This is a genomic window from Enterobacter sp. T2 (assembly GCF_010692925.1).
Taxonomy (GTDB): Bacteria; Pseudomonadota; Gammaproteobacteria; order Enterobacterales; family Enterobacteriaceae; genus Enterobacter; species Enterobacter kobei.
Map to the genome: position 1 here is coordinate 222,847 of NZ_CP048736.1, position 20,230 is coordinate 243,076.

The 20,230-nt window shown below is 55.3% G+C and carries 13 protein-coding genes and 2 rRNA genes; 11 read left to right on the forward strand and 4 right to left on the reverse strand.

The window, feature by feature from the left end; genetic code table 11:
* Positions 1–148 precede the first annotated feature (148 nt).
* The 6 genes from G0034_RS01080 (at position 149) to aceK (ending at position 9,361) form a co-directional block, all read left to right on the forward strand.
* Positions 149–3,053, forward strand: a 23S ribosomal RNA gene (locus G0034_RS01080).
* A gap of 64 nt (positions 3,054–3,117) precedes the next feature.
* A 5S ribosomal RNA gene (gene rrf / locus G0034_RS01085) occupies positions 3,118–3,233 on the forward strand.
* A 176-nt stretch (positions 3,234–3,409) separates the two neighbouring features.
* Positions 3,410–4,339, forward strand: a complete 930-nt coding sequence (gene metA / locus G0034_RS01090; RefSeq protein WP_014882083.1) for a homoserine O-acetyltransferase MetA — start codon at positions 3,410–3,412, stop codon at positions 4,337–4,339.
* A 270-nt stretch (positions 4,340–4,609) separates the two neighbouring features.
* Entirely contained in the window at positions 4,610–6,211 is a 1,602-nt protein-coding gene (gene aceB / locus G0034_RS01095; protein WP_014882084.1) for a malate synthase A, read from the forward strand.
* Positions 6,212–6,242: 31 nt separating this feature from the next.
* Positions 6,243–7,547, forward strand: coding sequence for an isocitrate lyase (gene aceA / locus G0034_RS01100; protein WP_014882085.1), 1,305 nt, complete (start codon positions 6,243–6,245; stop codon positions 7,545–7,547).
* 50 nt (positions 7,548–7,597) lie between these two features.
* Positions 7,598–9,361: a bifunctional isocitrate dehydrogenase kinase/phosphatase gene (gene aceK, locus G0034_RS01105; protein WP_014882086.1), complete on the forward strand. Its 1,764-nt coding sequence runs from the start codon at positions 7,598–7,600 to the stop codon at positions 9,359–9,361.
* On the opposite strand, the gene iclR is transcribed toward aceK, so the two are convergent.
* Entirely contained in the window at positions 9,315–10,142 is an 828-nt protein-coding gene (iclR, locus tag G0034_RS01110) for a glyoxylate bypass operon transcriptional repressor IclR (protein WP_074165096.1), read from the reverse strand. The genes aceK and iclR overlap by 47 nt on opposite strands.
* Positions 10,143–10,335: 193 nt before the next feature.
* On the opposite strand from iclR, the gene metH reads away from it, so the two are divergent.
* From metH to rluF, 5 genes are all read left to right on the forward strand, one after another.
* Positions 10,336–14,019 carry a methionine synthase gene (gene metH, locus G0034_RS01115; protein ID WP_179120429.1) on the forward strand — a complete coding sequence of 1,228 codons (3,684 nt, stop codon included), beginning with the start codon at positions 10,336–10,338 and terminating at the stop codon, positions 14,017–14,019.
* A 116-nt stretch (positions 14,020–14,135) separates the two neighbouring features.
* Positions 14,136–15,767, forward strand: coding sequence for a Na/Pi cotransporter family protein (locus G0034_RS01120; protein WP_014882089.1), 1,632 nt, complete (start codon positions 14,136–14,138; stop codon positions 15,765–15,767).
* A gap of 95 nt (positions 15,768–15,862) precedes the next feature.
* Positions 15,863–16,156: a type II toxin-antitoxin system CcdA family antitoxin gene (locus G0034_RS01125; protein ID WP_014830260.1), complete on the forward strand. Its 294-nt coding sequence runs from the start codon at positions 15,863–15,865 to the stop codon at positions 16,154–16,156.
* Positions 16,156–16,473 carry a CcdB family protein gene (locus G0034_RS01130; protein WP_029740630.1) on the forward strand — a complete coding sequence of 106 codons (318 nt, stop codon included), beginning with the start codon at positions 16,156–16,158 and terminating at the stop codon, positions 16,471–16,473. Before G0034_RS01125 ends, G0034_RS01130 begins: the two co-directional genes overlap by 1 nt.
* Positions 16,474–16,527: 54 nt before the next feature.
* A complete protein-coding gene (gene rluF, locus G0034_RS01135; RefSeq protein ID WP_045268803.1) occupies positions 16,528–17,400 on the forward strand; it encodes a 23S rRNA pseudouridine(2604) synthase RluF in 873 nt (290 codons plus the stop codon).
* Here rluF and G0034_RS01140 read toward each other — a convergent pair whose 3' ends face one another.
* The 3 genes from G0034_RS01140 to lysC all read right to left on the reverse strand — a co-directional run bounded on the left by G0034_RS01140 (position 17,401) and on the right by lysC (position 20,102).
* A complete protein-coding gene (locus tag G0034_RS01140) occupies positions 17,401–17,673 on the reverse strand; it encodes a YjbD family protein (RefSeq protein WP_014882093.1) in 273 nt (90 codons plus the stop codon).
* Positions 17,674–17,714: 41 nt separating this feature from the next.
* Entirely contained in the window at positions 17,715–18,659 is a 945-nt protein-coding gene (gene panS, locus G0034_RS01145; protein WP_045135510.1) for a ketopantoate/pantoate/pantothenate transporter PanS, read from the reverse strand.
* Between the two features lie 93 nt (positions 18,660–18,752).
* A complete protein-coding gene (gene lysC / locus G0034_RS01150) occupies positions 18,753–20,102 on the reverse strand; it encodes a lysine-sensitive aspartokinase 3 (RefSeq protein ID WP_023331779.1) in 1,350 nt (449 codons plus the stop codon).
* Positions 20,103–20,230 lie beyond the last annotated feature (128 nt).

The window sequence follows — 20,230 nt, forward strand, 5'->3', positions numbered from 1 at the left end:
ACTCATCTTCGGGTGACGTTTGAGATATTTGCTCTTTAAAAATCTGGATCAAGCTGAAAATTGAAACGACACACATATTATGTGTGTTCGAGTCTCTCAAATTTTCGCAAACCGATGGTGAATCGAAAGAAACATCTTCGGGTTGTGAGGTTAAGCGACTAAGCGTACACGGTGGATGCCCTGGCAGTCAGAGGCGATGAAGGACGTGCTAATCTGCGAAAAGCGCCGGCGAGGTGATATGAACCTTTGACCCGGCGATGTCCGAATGGGGAAACCCAGTGTGTTCCGACACACTATCGTTAACTGAATACATAGGTTAACGAGGCGAACCGGGGGAACTGAAACATCTAAGTACCCCGAGGAAAAGAAATCAACCGAGATTCCCCCAGTAGCGGCGAGCGAACGGGGAGCAGCCCGGAGTCTGAATCAGCTTGTGTGTTAGTGGAACGGTCTGGAAAGTCCGACGGTACAGGGTGATAGTCCCGTACACGAAAATGCACAGGTTGTGAACTCGAAGAGTAGGGCGGGACACGTGGTATCCTGTCTGAATATGGGGGGACCATCCTCCAAGGCTAAATACTCCTGACTGACCGATAGTGAACCAGTACCGTGAGGGAAAGGCGAAAAGAACCCCGGCGAGGGGAGTGAAAAAGAACCTGAAACCGTGTACGTACAAGCAGTGGGAGCCTCTTTATGGGGTGACTGCGTACCTTTTGTATAATGGGTCAGCGACTTATATTCTGTAGCAAGGTTAACCGAATAGGGGAGCCGAAGGGAAACCGAGTCTTAACTGGGCGTTAAGTTGCAGGGTATAGACCCGAAACCCGGTGATCTAGCCATGGGCAGGTTGAAGGTTGGGTAACACTAACTGGAGGACCGAACCGACTAATGTTGAAAAATTAGCGGATGACCTGTGGCTGGGGGTGAAAGGCCAATCAAACCGGGAGATAGCTGGTTCTCCCCGAAAGCTATTTAGGTAGCGCCTCGTGAACTCATCTTCGGGGGTAGAGCACTGTTTCGGCTAGGGGGCCATCCCGGCTTACCAACCCGATGCAAACTACGAATACCGAAGAATGTTATCACGGGAGACACACGGCGGGTGCTAACGTCCGTCGTGAAGAGGGAAACAACCCAGACCGCCAGCTAAGGTCCCAAAGTCATGGTTAAGTGGGAAACGATGTGGGAAGGCACAGACAGCCAGGATGTTGGCTTAGAAGCAGCCATCATTTAAAGAAAGCGTAATAGCTCACTGGTCGAGTCGGCCTGCGCGGAAGATGTAACGGGGCTAAACCATGCACCGAAGCTGCGGCAGCGACACTATGTGTTGTTGGGTAGGGGAGCGTTCTGTAAGCCGTTGAAGGTGGCCTGTGAGGGTTGCTGGAGGTATCAGAAGTGCGAATGCTGACATAAGTAACGATAAAGCGGGTGAAAAGCCCGCTCGCCGGAAGACCAAGGGTTCCTGTCCAACGTTAATCGGGGCAGGGTGAGTCGACCCCTAAGGCGAGGCCGAAAGGCGTAGTCGATGGGAAACAGGTTAATATTCCTGTACTTGGTGTTACTGCGAAGGGGGGACGGAGAAGGCTATGTTAGCCGGGCGACGGTTGTCCCGGTTTAAGCATGTAGGCGGAGGTTCCAGGTAAATCCGGTACCTTTTTAACGCTGAGGTGTGATGACGAGGCACTACGGTGCTGAAGTAACAAATGCCCTGCTTCCAGGAAAAGCCTCTAAGCATCAGGTAACACGAAATCGTACCCCAAACCGACACAGGTGGTCAGGTAGAGAATACCAAGGCGCTTGAGAGAACTCGGGTGAAGGAACTAGGCAAAATGGTGCCGTAACTTCGGGAGAAGGCACGCTGATATGTAGGTGAAGCCCCTGCGGGTGGAGCTGAAATCAGTCGAAGATACCAGCTGGCTGCAACTGTTTATTAAAAACACAGCACTGTGCAAACACGAAAGTGGACGTATACGGTGTGACGCCTGCCCGGTGCCGGAAGGTTAATTGATGGGGTTAGCGGCAACGCGAAGCTCTTGATCGAAGCCCCGGTAAACGGCGGCCGTAACTATAACGGTCCTAAGGTAGCGAAATTCCTTGTCGGGTAAGTTCCGACCTGCACGAATGGCGTAATGATGGCCAGGCTGTCTCCACCCGAGACTCAGTGAAATTGAACTCGCTGTGAAGATGCAGTGTACCCGCGGCAAGACGGAAAGACCCCGTGAACCTTTACTATAGCTTGACACTGAACACTGGTCCTTGATGTGTAGGATAGGTGGGAGGCTTTGAAGCGTGGACGCCAGTCTGCGTGGAGCCAACCTTGAAATACCACCCTTTAATGGCTGGTGTTCTAACGTAGACCCGTGATCCGGGTTGCGGACAGTGTCTGGTGGGTAGTTTGACTGGGGCGGTCTCCTCCCAAAGAGTAACGGAGGAGCACGAAGGTTAGCTAATCCTGGTCGGACATCAGGAGGTTAGTGCAATGGCATAAGCTAGCTTGACTGCGAGAGTGACGGCTCGAGCAGGTGCGAAAGCAGGTCATAGTGATCCGGTGGTTCTGAATGGAAGGGCCATCGCTCAACGGATAAAAGGTACTCCGGGGATAACAGGCTGATACCGCCCAAGAGTTCATATCGACGGCGGTGTTTGGCACCTCGATGTCGGCTCATCACATCCTGGGGCTGAAGTAGGTCCCAAGGGTATGGCTGTTCGCCATTTAAAGTGGTACGCGAGCTGGGTTTAGAACGTCGTGAGACAGTTCGGTCCCTATCTGCCGTGGGCGCTGGAGAATTGAGGGGGGCTGCTCCTAGTACGAGAGGACCGGAGTGGACGCATCACTGGTGTTCGGGTTGTCATGCCAATGGCACTGCCCGGTAGCTAAATGCGGAAGAGATAAGTGCTGAAAGCATCTAAGCACGAAACTTGCCCCGAGATGAGTTCTCCCTGAGACTATAAGTCTCCTGAAGGAACGTTGAAGACGACGACGTTGATAGGTCGGGTGTGTAAGCGCAGCGATGCGTTGAGCTAACCGATACTAATGAACCGTGAGGCTTAACCTTACAACGCCGAAGGTGTTTTGGCGGTGAGAGACGATTTTCAGCCTGATACAGATAACAGAATTTGCCTGGCGGCTTTAGCGCGGTGGTCCCACCTGACCCCATGCCGAACTCAGAAGTGAAACGCCGTAGCGCCGATGGTAGTGTGGGGTCTCCCCATGTGAGAGTAGGGAACTGCCAGGCATCAAACAAGAAGAACCCCGTACCGTAAGGTGCGGGGTTTTTTGCTTTGGGTTTTATTCCTCTCCTTGAAACTTTCTCACCTTCCTCTTGCAGACTCGACATTCAGGCCGAATCTCGGTATTGTTAGCTGTCTGGATGTCTAAACGTTTATACGTATGCTTTGAGGATTCAACGATATGCCGATTCGGGTGCAGGACGAGCTACCAGCCGTCAATTTCTTACGTGAAGAGAACGTCTTTGTGATGACGGCTTCACGCGCAACAGTTCAGGAAATTCGCCCGCTGAAGGTTCTTATTCTCAACCTGATGCCGAAAAAGATTGAAACAGAGAATCAGTTCCTGCGTCTGCTTTCAAACTCTCCGCTGCAGGTCGATATTCAGCTGCTGCGGATCGATGCGCGCGAGTCACGCAACACGCCTTCTGAGCACCTGAACAACTTTTACTGTAACTTCGATGACATTCAGGGGGAAAACTTCGACGGCCTGATTGTGACCGGCGCACCGCTCGGTCTGGTTGAATTTAACGATGTTGCCTACTGGCCGCAGATCAAACAGGTCCTGGAGTGGGCAAAAGATCACGTCACGTCCACCTTGTTTGTTTGTTGGGCGGTCCAGGCTGCACTGAATATTCTTTATGGTATCCCTAAACAAACCCGCACTGAAAAGCTCTCCGGCGTATACGAACACCACATTCTTCATCCACATGCTCTGCTGACGCGCGGGTTTGATGATTCGTTTCTGGCGCCGCATTCGCGCTATGCCGATTTCCCGGCGCAGCTGATCCGTGATTACACCGATCTGGAGATCCTGGCCGAAACGGAAGATGGGGATGCATACCTGTTTGCCAGCAAAGATAAGCGCATTGCCTTTGTAACCGGGCATCCTGAATACGATCCGCATACCCTCGCGTCAGAGTATTTCCGTGATGTCGAAGCGGGTCTTAATCCGGATGTGCCGTACAACTATTTCCCGAAAAACGATCCACAAAACAAACCGAGAGCAACCTGGCGCAGCCACGGGAATTTGCTTTTTACAAACTGGCTCAACTATTACGTCTACCAGATCACACCATACGATCTGCGACACATGAATCCGACGCTAGAGTAATCTTCTGCATTAAACGATCCTAAAGCGTTTCAGCTGTTCGCATCAGGCACCTTCGGGTGCCTTTTTTATTTCCGAAATTCTACTCAACATTGAGAAAAACTTTAATTTCATACTGATCAATGAGTTAACGTTATAGATTAAATAAAATGGAAATTGTTTTTGATTTTGGAAAAAATAGAGATAGTCTTAATTCTGCTGAGCGAAAACTACACAACGATCTTTCGTTCGCATCGGGGGCGTGATTTTAGATCTTTGATGAGGAGCAGAGTAATGACTCAACAGGCAACGACGGTCGACGAACTGGCCTTTACCCAGCCGCATGGTGAGCAAGAACAGCAAATATTGACGGCAGAGGCGGTCGAATTTCTGACTGAACTGGTGACCCGCTTTACGCCGCAGCGCAATAAGCTGCTGGCAGCACGCATTCATCAGCAGCAGGAAATTGACGATGGCAAGTTGCCTGGGTTTATTTCGGAAACCGCTTCCATTCGCCGTGGTGAATGGAAAATTCGTGGTATTCCTGAAGATTTACAGGATCGCCGCGTTGAGATCACCGGTCCGGTAGAACGCAAAATGGTGATCAACGCCATGAACGCGAACGTTAAAGTCTTTATGGCTGATTTTGAAGACTCGTTGGCACCGGACTGGCGTAAGGTTATCGAGGGGCAAATCAACCTGCGCGACGCCGTGAACGGCACCATCAGCTATACCAACGAAGCCGGGAAAATCTATCAACTTAAACCGAATCCGGCGGTGCTGATCTGTCGCGTACGCGGTCTCCATCTGCCTGAAAAACACGTCACCTGGCGTGGGGAAGCCATTCCCGGCAGCCTGTTTGATTTCGCGCTCTATTTCTTCCACAACCACAAAAACCTGCTGGCAAAAGGCAGTGGCCCCTATTTCTATCTGCCAAAAACGCAGGCCTGGCAGGAAGCGGCGTGGTGGAGTGACGTGTTCAGTTATGCAGAAGATCGTTTCAACCTGCCACGTGGCACCATCAAAGCCACCCTGTTGATTGAAACGCTGCCTGCGGTTTTCCAGATGAACGAAATTCTGCATGCCCTGCGTGACCACATCGTCGGCCTGAACTGTGGGCGTTGGGACTATATCTTCAGCTATATCAAAACCCTGAAAAATTATCCCGATCGTGTACTGCCCGATCGTCAGGTCGTCACTATGGATAAGCCGTTCCTGAGCGCCTACTCGCGCCTGCTGATCAAAACCTGCCACAAGCGCGGTGCCTTTGCGATGGGCGGCATGGCGGCATTTATTCCGAGCAAAGACGCGGAGCGTAACAATCAGGTGCTCAACAAAGTGAAGGCCGATAAAGAGCTTGAAGCGCGTAACGGTCATGACGGAACGTGGATCGCCCATCCGGGCCTCGCAGATACGGCAATGGAAGTCTTTAACCGCGTACTCGGTGACAATAAAAATCAGCTCTTTGTTACGCGCGAAGAGGATGCGCCAACGGCTGAAGAACAGCTGCTGGCACCGTGTGCAGGTGAACGTACGGAAGAGGGCATGCGCGCCAACATTCGCGTTGCGGTGCAGTACATCGAAGCCTGGATCTCCGGCAACGGCTGCGTGCCGATCTACGGCCTGATGGAAGATGCCGCCACGGCGGAAATCTCCCGCACCTCTATCTGGCAATGGATCCATCATCAAAAAACGCTCAGCAACGGCAAGCCGGTGACCAAAGCCCTGTTCCGCCAGATGCTGGCCGAAGAAATGCGGGTGATCCAGGACGAGTTGGGCGAACACCGCTTCAGCAGCGGACGTTTTGACGATGCTGCACGCCTGATGGAACAAATCACCACCTCTGATGACTTAATCGACTTCCTGACCCTGCCGGGCTACCGCTTCCTGGCGTAACTCACCACATAACAATATGGAGCATCTGCACATGAAAACCCGTACCCAACAAATCGAAGAACTGAAGAAAGAATGGACACAACCGCGCTGGGAAGGCATTCGTCGTCCGTACAGCGCGGAAGAAGTGGTGAAATTACGCGGCTCGGTCAATCCGGAATGCACGCTGGCGCAAAATGGCGCGGCGAAAATGTGGAAGCTGCTGCACGGTGGTTCCAAAAAGGGTTATATCAATAGCCTCGGGGCGTTGACCGGCGGTCAGGCACTGCAGCAGGCGAAGGCCGGTATTGAGGCTGTCTATCTTTCCGGCTGGCAGGTTGCGGCGGATGCCAACCTGGCATCCAGTATGTATCCGGATCAGTCCCTCTATCCGGCGAACTCCGTGCCGTCGGTGGTTGATCGAATCAACAACACCTTCCGCCGTGCGGATCAGATCCAGTGGGCGGCAGGCATCGAACCCAACGATCCGCGCTTTATTGACTACTTCCTGCCGATCGTCGCGGATGCGGAAGCGGGTTTCGGCGGCGTGCTGAACGCGTTCGAGCTGATGAAATCAATGATTGAGGCCGGTGCAGCGGCCGTTCACTTCGAAGATCAGCTGGCATCGGTGAAGAAGTGCGGACACATGGGCGGTAAGGTGCTGGTTCCGACCCAGGAAGCGATTCAGAAGCTGGTTGCCGCGCGTCTGGCGGCAGACGTGCTCGGCGTGCCGACGCTGGTCATTGCCCGTACCGATGCGGATGCGGCTGACCTGATCACCTCTGACTGCGATCCGTACGACAGCGAGTTCATCACCGGTGAGCGCACCAGTGAAGGGTTCTATCGTACCCATGCAGGCATCGAACAGGCGATCAGCCGTGGCCTGGCGTATGCCCCTTACGCCGACCTGGTCTGGTGTGAAACCTCCACGCCGGATCTGGCGCTGGCAAAACGTTTTGCCGATGCCATTCATGCGAAATATCCGGGCAAACTGCTGGCCTATAACTGCTCGCCGTCCTTCAACTGGCAGAAGAATCTGGATGATAAAACCATCGCCAGCTTCCAGCAGCAGCTTTCTGACATGGGCTACAAGTACCAGTTCATTACCCTGGCGGGTATCCACAGCATGTGGTTCAACATGTTTGACCTTGCACATGCTTATGCGCAGGGTGAAGGCATGAAGCACTACGTCGAGAAGGTTCAGCAGCCAGAATTCGCCGCCGGAAAAGAGGGTTATACCTTTGTTTCTCACCAGCAGGAAGTGGGTACGGGCTACTTCGACAACGTGACCACCATCATTCAGGGCGGTGCCTCCTCCGTCACCGCCTTAACGGGATCAACCGAAGAAGCACAGTTCTAATCGTTTCCCCCTCTCCCCCTCGGGGAGAGGGTTGGGGTGAGGGGGAATATATGTCGCGTGGCCTGGAATTACTGATTGCTCAAACTATTTTGCAGGGCTTCGATGCCCAGTATGGTCGTTTTCTTGAAGTGACATCCGGTGCGCAACAGCGCTTCGAACATGCGGACTGGCATGCGGTTCAGCAGGCCATGAAGCAGCGTATTCACCTTTATGACCACCACGTGGGTCTGGTGGTGGAGCAGTTGCGCTGTATTACCGATGGTAAAAGCCCGGATGCGGACTTTTTACTGCGCGTGAAAGAGCACTACACCCATTTATTACCTGACTACCCGCGCTTCGAGATTGCGGAGAGCTTTTTCAACTCCGTCTATTGCCGGTTATTTGACCACCGCTCATTATCTCCTGAGCGGTTATTTATCTTCAGCTCTCAGCCTGAACGACGATTTCGTGCTATCCCACGTCCGCTGGCGAAAGATTTCTTCCCGGAACGCGGGTGGGAGAAGCTTTTGCACCGTGTGCTAACCGATTTGCCGCTGCGTTTGCCCTGGGAGAATAAAACCCGGGATATAGGTTATATCCACACCCACCTGCGCGAAACCTTCGGCGAGGCGTTGCTCGGCCGCAGCCACTTGCAGGTTGCCAACGAGCTTTTCTATCGCAATAAAGCCGCCTGGCTGGTAGGAAAACTGGTCACGCCATCGGCCATCGTACCGTTTCTGCTCCCCATCCATCGCACAGATGACGGGGAACTGTTTGTCGATACCTGCCTGACCACCAGCGCCGAGGCCAGCATTGTATTTGGCTTCGCCCGCTCCTATTTCATGGTGTACGCACCGTTGCCTGCCGCGCTGGTGGAATGGCTGCGGGAGATCCTGCCGGGCAAAACCACCGCCGAGCTGTATATGGCGATTGGCTGTCAGAAGCACGCTAAAACGGAAAGCTATCGGGAATACCTGCGTTATGTCACCACCGCAGATGAACAGTTTATCGAAGCACCTGGCATTCGCGGCATGGTGATGCTGGTGTTTACGCTTCCGGGGTTCGACCGCGTATTTAAGGTCATTAAAGACCGGTTCGCGCCGCAGAAAGAGATGACCGCCGCGCACGTCCGCGCCTGCTATCAGCTGGTCAAAGAGCATGACCGTGTCGGACGTATGGCGGATACTCAGGAATTCGAAAACTTTGTGCTGGATAAGCAACAGATCGACCCGGCGCTGATGGCGCTTTTGCTCAAGGAAGCATCCGGGAAAATCACCGATCTTGGCGACAAAATCGTGATTAGCCATCTTTACATCGAGCGCCGCATGGTGCCGCTGAACATCTGGCTGGAGCAGTCCGAGGGTCAGGCGCTGCGCGATGCTATAGAAGAATACGGTAACGCGATTCGCCAGCTTGCCGCGGCCAATATTTTTCCGGGCGATATGCTGTTTAAAAACTTCGGCGTCACGCGCCACGGGCGAGTGGTGTTTTATGATTACGACGAGATTTGCTACATGACCGAAGTGAATTTCCGTGATATCCCGCCGCCCCGTTACCCGGAAGATGAACTGTCTGGTGAACCGTGGTACAGCGTTTCGCCGGGCGATGTCTTTCCCGAAGAGTTTCGCCACTGGCTGTGCGCCGATCCGCGCATCGGGCCGCTATTTGAAGAGATGCACGCCGACCTTTTTCGTGCCAGCTACTGGCGTGGGCTGCAAACGCGGATCAAAAACGGGCATGTGGAAGATGTGTACGCTTACCGCCGCAAGCAGCGGTTTTGCATCCGGTTTAACGAATCCCACCATACGCCAGCGTCACCTCTTTCGCCGCCTTAATCACCAGCGCACCTAACTCGGTAACGCGGTCGTCGGTCATGCGCGAAATCGGCCCGGAGATAGAGATGGCGGCAAACGGCTCGCGGTGCTCGTCAAAGATACAGGCCGCGATACAGCGCAGACCCAAAGCATGTTCTTCATCATCAAATGAATAGCCACGCTTGCGGGTTAACGCCAGATCCTCTTTCAGATGCACCGGCGAAACCAGCGTGGCATGGGTATAGGCGTGCAGCCCTTTACGATGCAGCAGCCCTGTCACCTGCTCTTCGCTGAGCTGAGACAGAAACGCTTTTCCTGCCCCGGACGCATGCATCGGCAGCTTACCGCCAATCGGCGCGGACATACGCATCAGCTGCGTGCACTGCACCTGATCGATAATGATTGCCTGATGATCGCTCTGGTCAAGCACCGCCAGGTTTACCGTCTCGCCGGAATCTTCCATCAGCTTGCGCAGAATCGGATGCACAATCGCCAGCAGATTGCGGCTTTGCAGGAAGCTGCTGCCAACGATAAAGGCATGTGCGCCCACCGCCCAGTGTCCCAGCTCGCCGACCTGGCGGACAAAGCCCAGCTGCTGCATAGTGGTCAGCAGGCGGTGCGTGGTGGAGTTCGGCAGGCCAGCCTGCTGGGCCAGCTCCGTCAGGGCCACGCTGCTGTGCGACTCGGCTATCCACTCCAGCAGCTTCAGACCGCGCGTGAGCGATTGAACCTGTCCGCTCGGTTGTGCAGCGGGGGTGGCAGCAGGTTTTCTGCCGCGTTTGGCGGGAACGGTCGCGACCATGACGATCTCCTTTTTCTGTATCGTGGAAATCATTTTCGTTTTATTTGGTGATTTTGCAACCGTTATCCTGACTGATCGGAGGAGTGATGGTGAACATGTCTCATGTTACCGCTGTGTGACTTTTCCACCCTGTGAGATTGTGCCAGTATGGAACGCAGCCTTTTGGCCTTGTTGAGCGTTGTCGGGAGCAAGTGTGAGCAGCAAAGTAGAGCAACTGCGTGCGCAGTTAAATGAACGAATTCTGGTGCTGGACGGCGGCATGGGCACGATGATCCAGGGCTATCGTCTGAGTGAAGACGATTTCCGCGGCGAACGCTTCGCTGACTGGCCTTGCGATCTGAAAGGTAACAACGACCTGCTGGTGCTCAGCAAGCCGTCCGTCATTAAGGGTATCCACAATGCCTACTTCGAGGCAGGGGCAGATATCGTTGAAACCAACACCTTTAACTCGACAACCATCGCCATGGCGGATTACCAGATGGAATCCCTGTCGGCGGAGATCAACTTTGAGGCGGCTAAACTGGCTCGTGCCTGCGCAGATGAATGGACTGCCCGCACGCCGGACAAACCGCGCTACGTTGCCGGGGTGCTTGGCCCAACCAACCGCACCGCATCAATCTCACCGGACGTCAACGACCCGGCATTTCGTAATATCACCTTTGACCAGCTGGTCGCTGCCTACCGTGAATCGACCAAAGCGCTGGTGGAAGGCGGTTCCGACCTGATCCTGATTGAAACGGTTTTCGACACCCTCAACGCCAAAGCCGCGATTTACGCGGTGAAAGAGGAGTTCGAGGCACTGGGCGTTGACCTGCCGATCATGATTTCCGGCACCATTACCGACGCCTCCGGCCGTACCCTGTCCGGCCAGACCACCGAAGCGTTTTATAACTCCCTGCGCCACGCGGAAGCGCTCTCCTTTGGCCTGAACTGTGCTCTGGGGCCAGATGAACTGCGCCAGTACGTGCAGGAGTTATCGCGCATCGCAGAATGCTATGTCACCACGCACCCGAACGCCGGTCTGCCCAATGCCTTTGGTGAATACGATCTGGATGCCGACACCATGGCGGCGCAAATCCGCGAGTGGGCTGAATCTGGCTTCCTGAACATTGTTGGCGGCTGCTGCGGCACCACGCCGGAACACATTGCCGCCATGAGCAACGCCGTGGCCGGGCTGCCGCCGCGTAAGCTGCCTGAGCTTCCCGTTGCCTGTCGTCTTTCTGGTCTCGAGCCGTTGACCATTGGCGACGACAGCCTGTTTGTGAACGTGGGGGAGCGGACTAACGTCACTGGTTCCGCGAAGTTCAAGCGCCTGATTAAAGAAGAGAAGTACAGCGAAGCGCTGGACGTCGCCCGCCAGCAGGTGGAAAGCGGCGCGCAGATTATTGATATCAACATGGACGAGGGGATGCTCGACGCCGAAGCGGCGATGGTGCGTTTCCTCAACCTGATTGCCGGCGAGCCGGACATTGCCCGCGTGCCGATCATGATCGACTCCTCCAAATGGGAAGTCATCGAAAAAGGGCTGAAGTGCATTCAGGGTAAAGGCATCGTCAACTCTATCTCGATGAAAGAGGGCGTTGATATCTTTATCCACCACGCGAAGATGGTCCGCCGCTACGGTGCTGCCGTGGTGGTCATGGCCTTCGACGAAGTGGGCCAGGCGGATACCCGCGAGCGTAAAATTGAGATATGCCGGCGCGCGTACAAGATTTTGACCGAAGAGGTGGGTTTCCCGCCGGAAGACATCATCTTTGACCCGAACATTTTCGCCGTCGCGACCGGGATTGAAGAGCATAACAACTATGCCCAGGACTTTATCGGCGCATGTGAAGACATTAAACGTGAATTGCCGCATGCGTTAATCTCCGGCGGCGTGTCGAACGTGTCGTTCTCGTTCCGCGGCAACGACCCGGTGCGTGAAGCGATCCACGCCGTGTTCCTCTACTACGCCATCCGCAACGGGATGGACATGGGGATCGTAAACGCCGGCCAGCTGGCGATTTACGATGACCTCCCTGCCGAGCTTCGCGACGCGGTAGAAGATGTTATCCTTAACCGTCGCGACGACGCCACCGAGCGCATGCTGGACCTCGCGGAGAAATACCGCGGCAGCAAAACGGATGAATCGGCCAACGTTCAGCAGGCCGAGTGGCGTTCCTGGGACGTGAAAAAGCGTCTGGAATATTCGCTGGTGAAAGGCATCACCGAGTTTATTGAGCAGGACACCGAAGAAGCGCGCCAGCAGGCAGCTCGCCCGATTGAGGTGATCGAAGGCCCGCTGATGGACGGCATGAACGTGGTCGGCGATTTGTTCGGCGAGGGAAAAATGTTCCTGCCGCAGGTGGTGAAATCTGCCCGCGTGATGAAGCAGGCCGTGGCCTATCTGGAGCCGTTTATCGAGGCCAGCAAAGAGAAAGGCTCCAGCAACGGCAAGATGGTCATCGCCACCGTGAAGGGCGACGTGCACGACATCGGCAAGAATATCGTCGGCGTGGTGCTGCAGTGCAATAACTACGAAATTATCGACCTCGGGGTAATGGTCCCGGCGGATAAAATCCTCAAAACCGCGCGTGAGGTGAATGCCGACCTGATTGGCCTTTCCGGGCTGATCACGCCGTCGCTGGACGAGATGGTCAACGTGGCGAAAGAGATGGAGCGTCAGGGCTTCACTATTCCGTTATTGATTGGCGGGGCAACCACGTCGAAAGCGCATACGGCGGTGAAAATCGAACAGAACTACAGCGGCCCGACGGTCTATGTGCAGAACGCCTCGCGCACCGTAGGCGTGGTGTCCGCGCTGCTCTCCGACACTCAGCGCGATGACTTCGTGGCGCGCACCCGCAAAGAGTACGAAACCGTCCGCATCCAGCACGGTCGTAAGAAACCGCGCACGCCGCCGGTTTCACTTCAGGCGGCGCGCGATAACGATCTGGCGTTTGACTGGTCGAGTTATACCCCGCCGGTTGCGCATCGTCTGGGCGTGCAGGACGTCACCGCCAGCATCGAAACGCTGCGTAACTACATCGACTGGACGCCGTTCTTCATGACATGGTCGCTGGCGGGCAAATATCCGCGCATCCTCGAGGATGAGGTGGTAGGTGAAGAGGCGAAGCGGTTGTTTAAAGATGCCAATGACATGCTCGACAAGCTGAGTGCAGAGAAATCCCTCAATCCGCGCGGCGTGGTGGGGCTGTTCCCGGCGAACCGCGTGGGTGACGATGTGGAAATCTACCGCGATGAAACCCGCACGCATGTGCTGACCGTGAGCCATCACCTGCGTCAGCAAACGGAGAAAGTGGGCTTCGCCAACTACTGTCTGGCGGATTTCGTCGCACCGAAACTGAGTGGCAAAGCCGACTATATCGGCGCCTTTGCGGTAACCGGCGGCCTGGAAGAAGATACGCTGGCGGAGGCATACGAAGCGCAGCATGATGATTACAACAAAATCATGGTCAAAGCGATTGCCGACCGCCTGGCGGAAGCCTTCGCTGAGTATCTGCATGAGCGCGTACGTAAGGTGTACTGGGGCTACGCGGCCAATGAAAACCTCAGCAACGAGGAGCTGATCCGCGAAAACTACCAGGGCATTCGCCCGGCGCCGGGCTATCCGGCCTGCCCGGAGCACACCGAAAAAGGCACCATCTGGAAACTTCTCGATGTTGAGGCCCATACGGGGATGAAACTCACCGAGTCGTTTGCCATGTGGCCAGGTGCCTCTGTTTCCGGCTGGTATTTCAGCCACCCGGACAGCAAGTACTTTGCCGTGGCGCAGCTACAGCGCGATCAGATCGAAGATTACGCCCTGCGCAAAGGCATGAGCGTGTCAGAAGTCGAGCGCTGGCTGGCGCCTAATCTCGGCTACGACGCCGACTAAAATCACTTTTCCTTACAACAAACAGGGCGCTCATGGGGCGCCCTGTCTCTTTCTTACGTTTAAACCCTTATACTGAACCTAAGGAAAATGAATAACGATAAGGAGGAAAACCTTCCGTGCTGACCCTGTTACATCTGCTCTCCGCAGTCGCACTGCTCGTTTGGGGGACCCATATCGTCCGTACCGGCGTGATGCGCGTCTTTGGTGCTCGTTTACGCACCGTTCTCAGCAGCAGCGTTGAGAAGAAGCCGCTCGCCTTTTGTGCGGGGATAGGCGTCACGGCGCTGGTTCAGAGCAGTAATGCCACCACCCTGCTTGTCACCTCCTTTGTGGCACAGGATCTGGTGGCGCTCGCGCCGGCACTGGTGATCGTGCTGGGGGCCGACGTGGGTACCGCGCTGATGGCGCGTATTCTGACGTTCGATCTCTCCTGGCTGTCGCCGCTGCTGATTTTCATTGGCGTCATCTTCTTCCTCGGGCGCAAACAGACGCGTGCCGGGCAGCTTGGGCGCGTGGGGATTGGCCTGGGGCTGATCCTGCTGGCGCTGGAGCTGATTGTGCAGGCGGTCACCCCCATCACCGAAGCCAACGGCGTTCAGGTCATCTTCGCCTCTCTGACCGGTGACATCATGCTGGACGCGCTGATTGGCGCGGTGTTTGCCATCGTCAGCTATTCAAGCCTGGCAGCCGTATTGCTGACGGCCACGCTCACCGCTGCCGGGGCGATCTCCTTCCCGGTGGCGCTATGTCTGGTGATTGGTGCGAATCTGGGGTCTGGCCTGCTGGCAATGCTCAACAACAGTGCCGCCAACGCTGCGGCTCGCCGTGTGGCGCTCGGCAGCCTGCTGTTTAAGCTGGTGGGTAGCCTGATTATCCTGCCGTTTGTGCACCCGCTGGCGAACCTGATGGATAACCTCTCGCTGCCGAAAGCGGAGCTGGTGATCTATTTCCACGTTTTCTATAACCTGGTGCGCTGCCTGGCGATGGTGCCTTTTGCGGGGCCGATGGCCCGCTTTTGCGAACGACTCATTCAGGATGAACCGGAGCTGGATGCGCGCCTGAAACCGAAGCATCTGGATACCTCCGCGCTGGATACCCCGGCGCTGGCGCTGGCGAATGCCGCCCGCGAGACGCTACGCATGGGTGATGCGATGGAAACCATGCTCGAAGGGCTGCAGAAGGTGATGCACGGAGAACCGCGTGAAGAGAAAGAGTTGCGCAGGCTGGCGGACGATATCAACGTGCTTTATACCGCCATTAAGCTCTATCTGGCGCGTATTCCGCAGGATGAACTGGCGGAAGAGGAGTCTCGCCGCTGGGCAGAAATCATCGAGATGTCGCTCAACCTGGAGCAAGCCTCCGATATCGTGGAGCGTATGGGGAGTGAGATTGCAGATAAGTCACTGGCAGCACGTCGGGCATTCTCCATTGAGGGCCTGAAGGAGCTGGAGGCGCTCCACGAACAGCTGTTGAGCAACCTGAAGCTGGCGATGCTGGTCTTCTTCTCCAGCGACGTGCCGAGCGCGCGCCGCCTGCGTCGTAACAAGCATCGCTTTCGCATCCTCAACCGTCGCTACTCGCACGCCCACGTTGAGCGTCTTCACCAGCAAAACGTGCAGAGTATCGAGACCAGCTCCCTGCACCTGGGGCTGCTGGGGGACATGAAGCGTCTTAACTCGTTGTTCTGCGCGGTGGCCTATAGCGTGATGGAACAGCCGGATGAAGATGACGAGCGGGACGAGTATTAATCTCTGAAAGCGCCTCGCAAAACCGTTTTGCGAGGCGTGACACCTTATGAAGCGCCATTTACGCTGCAGACCTTACATTTTTAAGGGAATAGAAAGTGCTCGTTTATTACGCTACACTTCGCCAATTCATGCGCATACCGATGGGGGTTCTCATGCGCACTACTCATGGCATCAAAAAATCAGTCAATGTGTCGTTAGCACCAGAAATCCTTGAAGAGGCGCGACGGCTTAAACTTAATCTCTCTGCTGTACTCACGGCTGCATTGCAGGAGCAGTTTCGTGCGCATCAGCGTGCAGAGTGGTTAGCAGAAAATAAAGCGTCTATCGAGGCTATTAACCAGTGGGTTGATGAAAACGGCTCCTTTAGTGACTTTCAGAGGTCGTTCTGATGGAGCAATATTTTGCTTATGAGAATGAAGGTAAGGGGAAAACTGCCTATCCCTGGCTAATCAATATGCAGCATCCCGTGGCCAATGTGATGAAGCATGTTCTGGTCGCCCCCGCAGTTGAGCTTAGCCACCTGGGAGGCATTCAGCCGCCTGCGAAAGTGTGCCCTGTCGTTGAGATAGCGGGTAAGCCCTGCGTGGTTATGATGCACATGATGGCAGGCATATCGCCAAAAGAGTTGGGCGAGCGTGTCGCCGATCTTACTCAAAACCGGGCCTCATTGCGGGATGCACTCGATTTTTTGATCAACGGTTACTAACACTTTTTTGTCAGCCGCAAGGTAAGGTATATTTCGCCCTTCACAGGAGAAACTATGCTGCCAACTCAATCAACCCGATTAAACAAATACATTAGCGAGAGCGGGATCTGCTCACGTCGCGAGGCTGACCGTTACATTGAACAAGGTAACGTGTTTCTTAACGGCAAACGCGCCACCATCGGCGATCAGGTGATGCCTGGCGACGTGGTCAAAGTGAATGGTCAGGTCATCGAACCGCGTGATGCAGAAGACCTGGTGTTTATCGCGTTGAATAAACCGGTTGGGATTGTCAGCACCACGGAAGACGGTGAGCGAGACAACATCGTTGATTTCGTGAACCACAGCAGCCGCATTTTCCCGATTGGCCGTCTGGATAAAGATTCGCAGGGGCTGATTTTCCTCACCAACCATGGCGATCTGGTGAACAAAATCCTGCGAGCCGGTAACGACCATGAGAAAGAGTACATCGTTACGGTAAACAAACTGGTAACGGACGAGTTTATCCGCGGGATGAGCGCAGGCGTGCCGATCCTGGGCACGGTGACGAAGAAGTGTAAGGTCAAGAAAGAAGCGCCTTTCGCGTTCCGTATTACTCTGGTACAGGGCCTAAACCGCCAGATCCGCCGCATGTGCGAGTACTTCGGTTATGAAGTGACGAAGCTTGAACGTACGCGCATCATGAACGTTAGCCTGTCCGGGATCCCGCTGGGCGAGTGGCGTGACTTGACGGATGACGAGCTGATTGAGTTGTTCAGGCTTATCGAAAACTCGTCGTCAGAAGCGAAGCCGAAGGCTAAGGCGAAGCCGAAAACCCAGGCGATTAAACGCCCGGTGGTGAAGGCGCCGCAGGCGGAAGAGAAAGGGCGAGGCAAGCCGGGTAACGGTAAGCGATTTACCCAGCCGGGTCGTAAAAAGAAAGGGCGCTGATTAGCGCCTTCCACGGGTTGACGTGCTGGCGGACCAGGAGAAGGTCGCCTCTGCATCCGGTTTATAAGCCTGCTCTTTTTTCAGTTTGCGGGCTTTCTTCGCCGCAGCGTCACGTTCCGCCATCAGCTTGTCGATGTACTCTTTTTTCACCTGATTGGTTTCGGCGTTCGTCAGCGTGCGGCCATGTGCAATGCGGGCGCGGTCGAGAAGCGTTTTCAGTTCGCGCTGCTCGGCTTCCGTCATGTCTTTCTGGGTCAAACGTGGTGTAGCCATTGCTGAAGCCTCCTGAGGGGGAGGCTTCAGTGTAAAGCAATTCAATCCTGTTTCACCGCTTCTTTTTTCGTTTGTGCATTAATCGGTTTGCCGGACCAGTAGCCCGCCAGCAGCGAACCTGAAAGATTGTGCCACACCGAGAACAGGGCACCCGGCAGGGCCGCCAGCGGCGAGAAGTAAATTTTGCCAAGCGCCGCCGCCAGACCGGAGTTCTGCATCCCGACTTCAATCGCCAGCGTGCGGCAGGTGGATTCGTCGAAACCAAACAGCTTCCCGCCCCAGTATCCTCCCAGCAGTCCGATGGTGTTATGCAGCACGACTGCGACGATCACCACAAAACCGACGGAAGCAATGTGCGAGGCAGAACCCGCCACCACTGCGCTGATGATGGCCAGAATGCAGACCATCGAAAACGCAGGCAGGTAGGGCTCAACGGCTTTCACCACGCGCGGGAACAGATGGTGAATGACCAGCCCCAGGGCAATCGGGATCACCACAATCTGCAGAATGCTGAGCAGCATCCCCATCACGTCCACCTGAATATGCGCGTCCACGTACAGGCGGGTTAACAGCGGCGTGGCAATAACGCCCACCAGCGTGGAAACGGATGAAATGGTAACGGAGAGGGCTACATCCCCTTTCGCCAGATAGATCATGACGTTAGACGCCGTGCCGCTGGCGACGCTGCCCACCAGCACCATTCCGGCAGAGAGATCCGGCGGCATCTTAAAGGCCATCGCCAGCAGCCACGCCGCGAGCGGCATCACCAGGTAATGCAGGAAGATACCCGCAGCAACCGGAGCCGGGCGCGACAGCACGCGTTTGAAATCGTCGATTTTTAAATGCACGCCCATGCCGAACATAATCAGCATCAGCAGCGTGGCGACCCATGGACCAATACCGGTGAACGTGGCGGGCGTGTAATACGCGAGGACAGAGAGCAGCAGCGCCCATAAGGGGAACAGCCGGGTGATAACGGATAACATAGTGAATTCCTTGCAGTATTGTCGTGTTGTTTTGTTATGAAAAAGCCGGGTCTGTGCCCGGCTTATCGATATTGTTTAACGTGCTAACGAATTTTATTCAAACAAATTCTGATGAAGTTTCTGCACGACCTGCTCAGCCTGATCCGCAGGGACCAGGAAACAAAGGTTGTAGCTGGAGGCACCGTAGCAAATCATGCGGATGTTGAACGGGTCGAGCACACCAAACACCTCTTTGCCCACGCCGCAGGCGCGCGACAGCTTGTTGCCAATGATGGCCACCAGCGCCAGGTTTTCTTCCACTTCCACGCGGCACAGCTCGGACAACTCAATCAGCAGCGACTGCGTCAGCAGGGTATCGCCGGTGGAGGTCGAGCCGGTGGTGTCCAGCGTCAGCGCAATACTCACTTCGGAGGTGGTGATGAGGTCTACGGAGATATTGTGACGCGCCAGAATGCCAAACACCTCTGCCAGGAAACCGCGGGAGTGGAGCATATTGTGGCTATGCAGCGTCACCAGCGTCTGGCGACGGCGCAGGGCCAGTGCACGGAACAGCGGTGGGTTTTCCGTTTTCTTGCAAACCAGCGTGCCGCCCGCTTTAGGATCTTTACTGGAGCCCACGAAGACCGGAATATCGCTGCGCACGGCAGGCAGCAGCGTTGCCGGGTGTAGCACCTTCGCGCCGAAGGTGGCCATTTCCGCCGCTTCTTCAAACGCGATCACATCAATACGTTTCGCCGCGGAAACCACGCGCGGGTCGGTGGTGTAGATACCCGGCACGTCAGTCCAGATATCCACACGGGTGGCATGCAGAGCTTCACCCAGCAGAGCCGCGGTATAGTCGCTGCCGCCACGGCCCAGCGTCGTCGTGCGACCTTTGGCTTCGCTGCCGATAAAGCCCTGGGTGACCACCATGCCTTCAGCCAGGCGCGGGGCCAGTTGCTGGTTGGTGAGCTCAGCCAGCATCTCAACGTCCGGTTCAGCGCGGCCAAAACGGTCACTGGTGCGCATAACTTTACGCACGTCAAACCACTGCGCCTGAACGTTACGTTCGCGCATGATTTCAACGAACAGCAGGGTAGACATCAATTCACCGTGGCTGACCAGTTCATCGGTCAGGGCGGTGGAGGTGGCCAGAGACGCTGCTTCTGCCAGGGTGGTGATATTTTCCAGCAGGCGTTCCACTTCTTCACGGATCACGTTTGGATTTTGCAGACGCTCAAGGATGTCGAACTGAATTTTGCGCAGTGCATCCAGCTTCACGAAACGTTCTGTCGCTTCCAGTCCTTCAGACAGAGAAACCAGCAGGTTCGTCACGCCAGCGGATGCGGAGAGCACCACCAGGCGGGTATTCGGATCGGCCAGCACCACATCGGCGCTGCGGTTCATGGCATCGTAGTCGGCCACACTGGTGCCGCCAAACTTGGCGACCACAAAACTCGTCATAACAACCTCGTGTCAGGGAATGAATAAGCGACCTTGGCACAAGAGTGAAACGAAAACAGGTGCAGGCGCAAAATACGGCCCTATAAATAAAATGCGGGGGAGGTCCTGTCAATGCTGGGATTATGCGG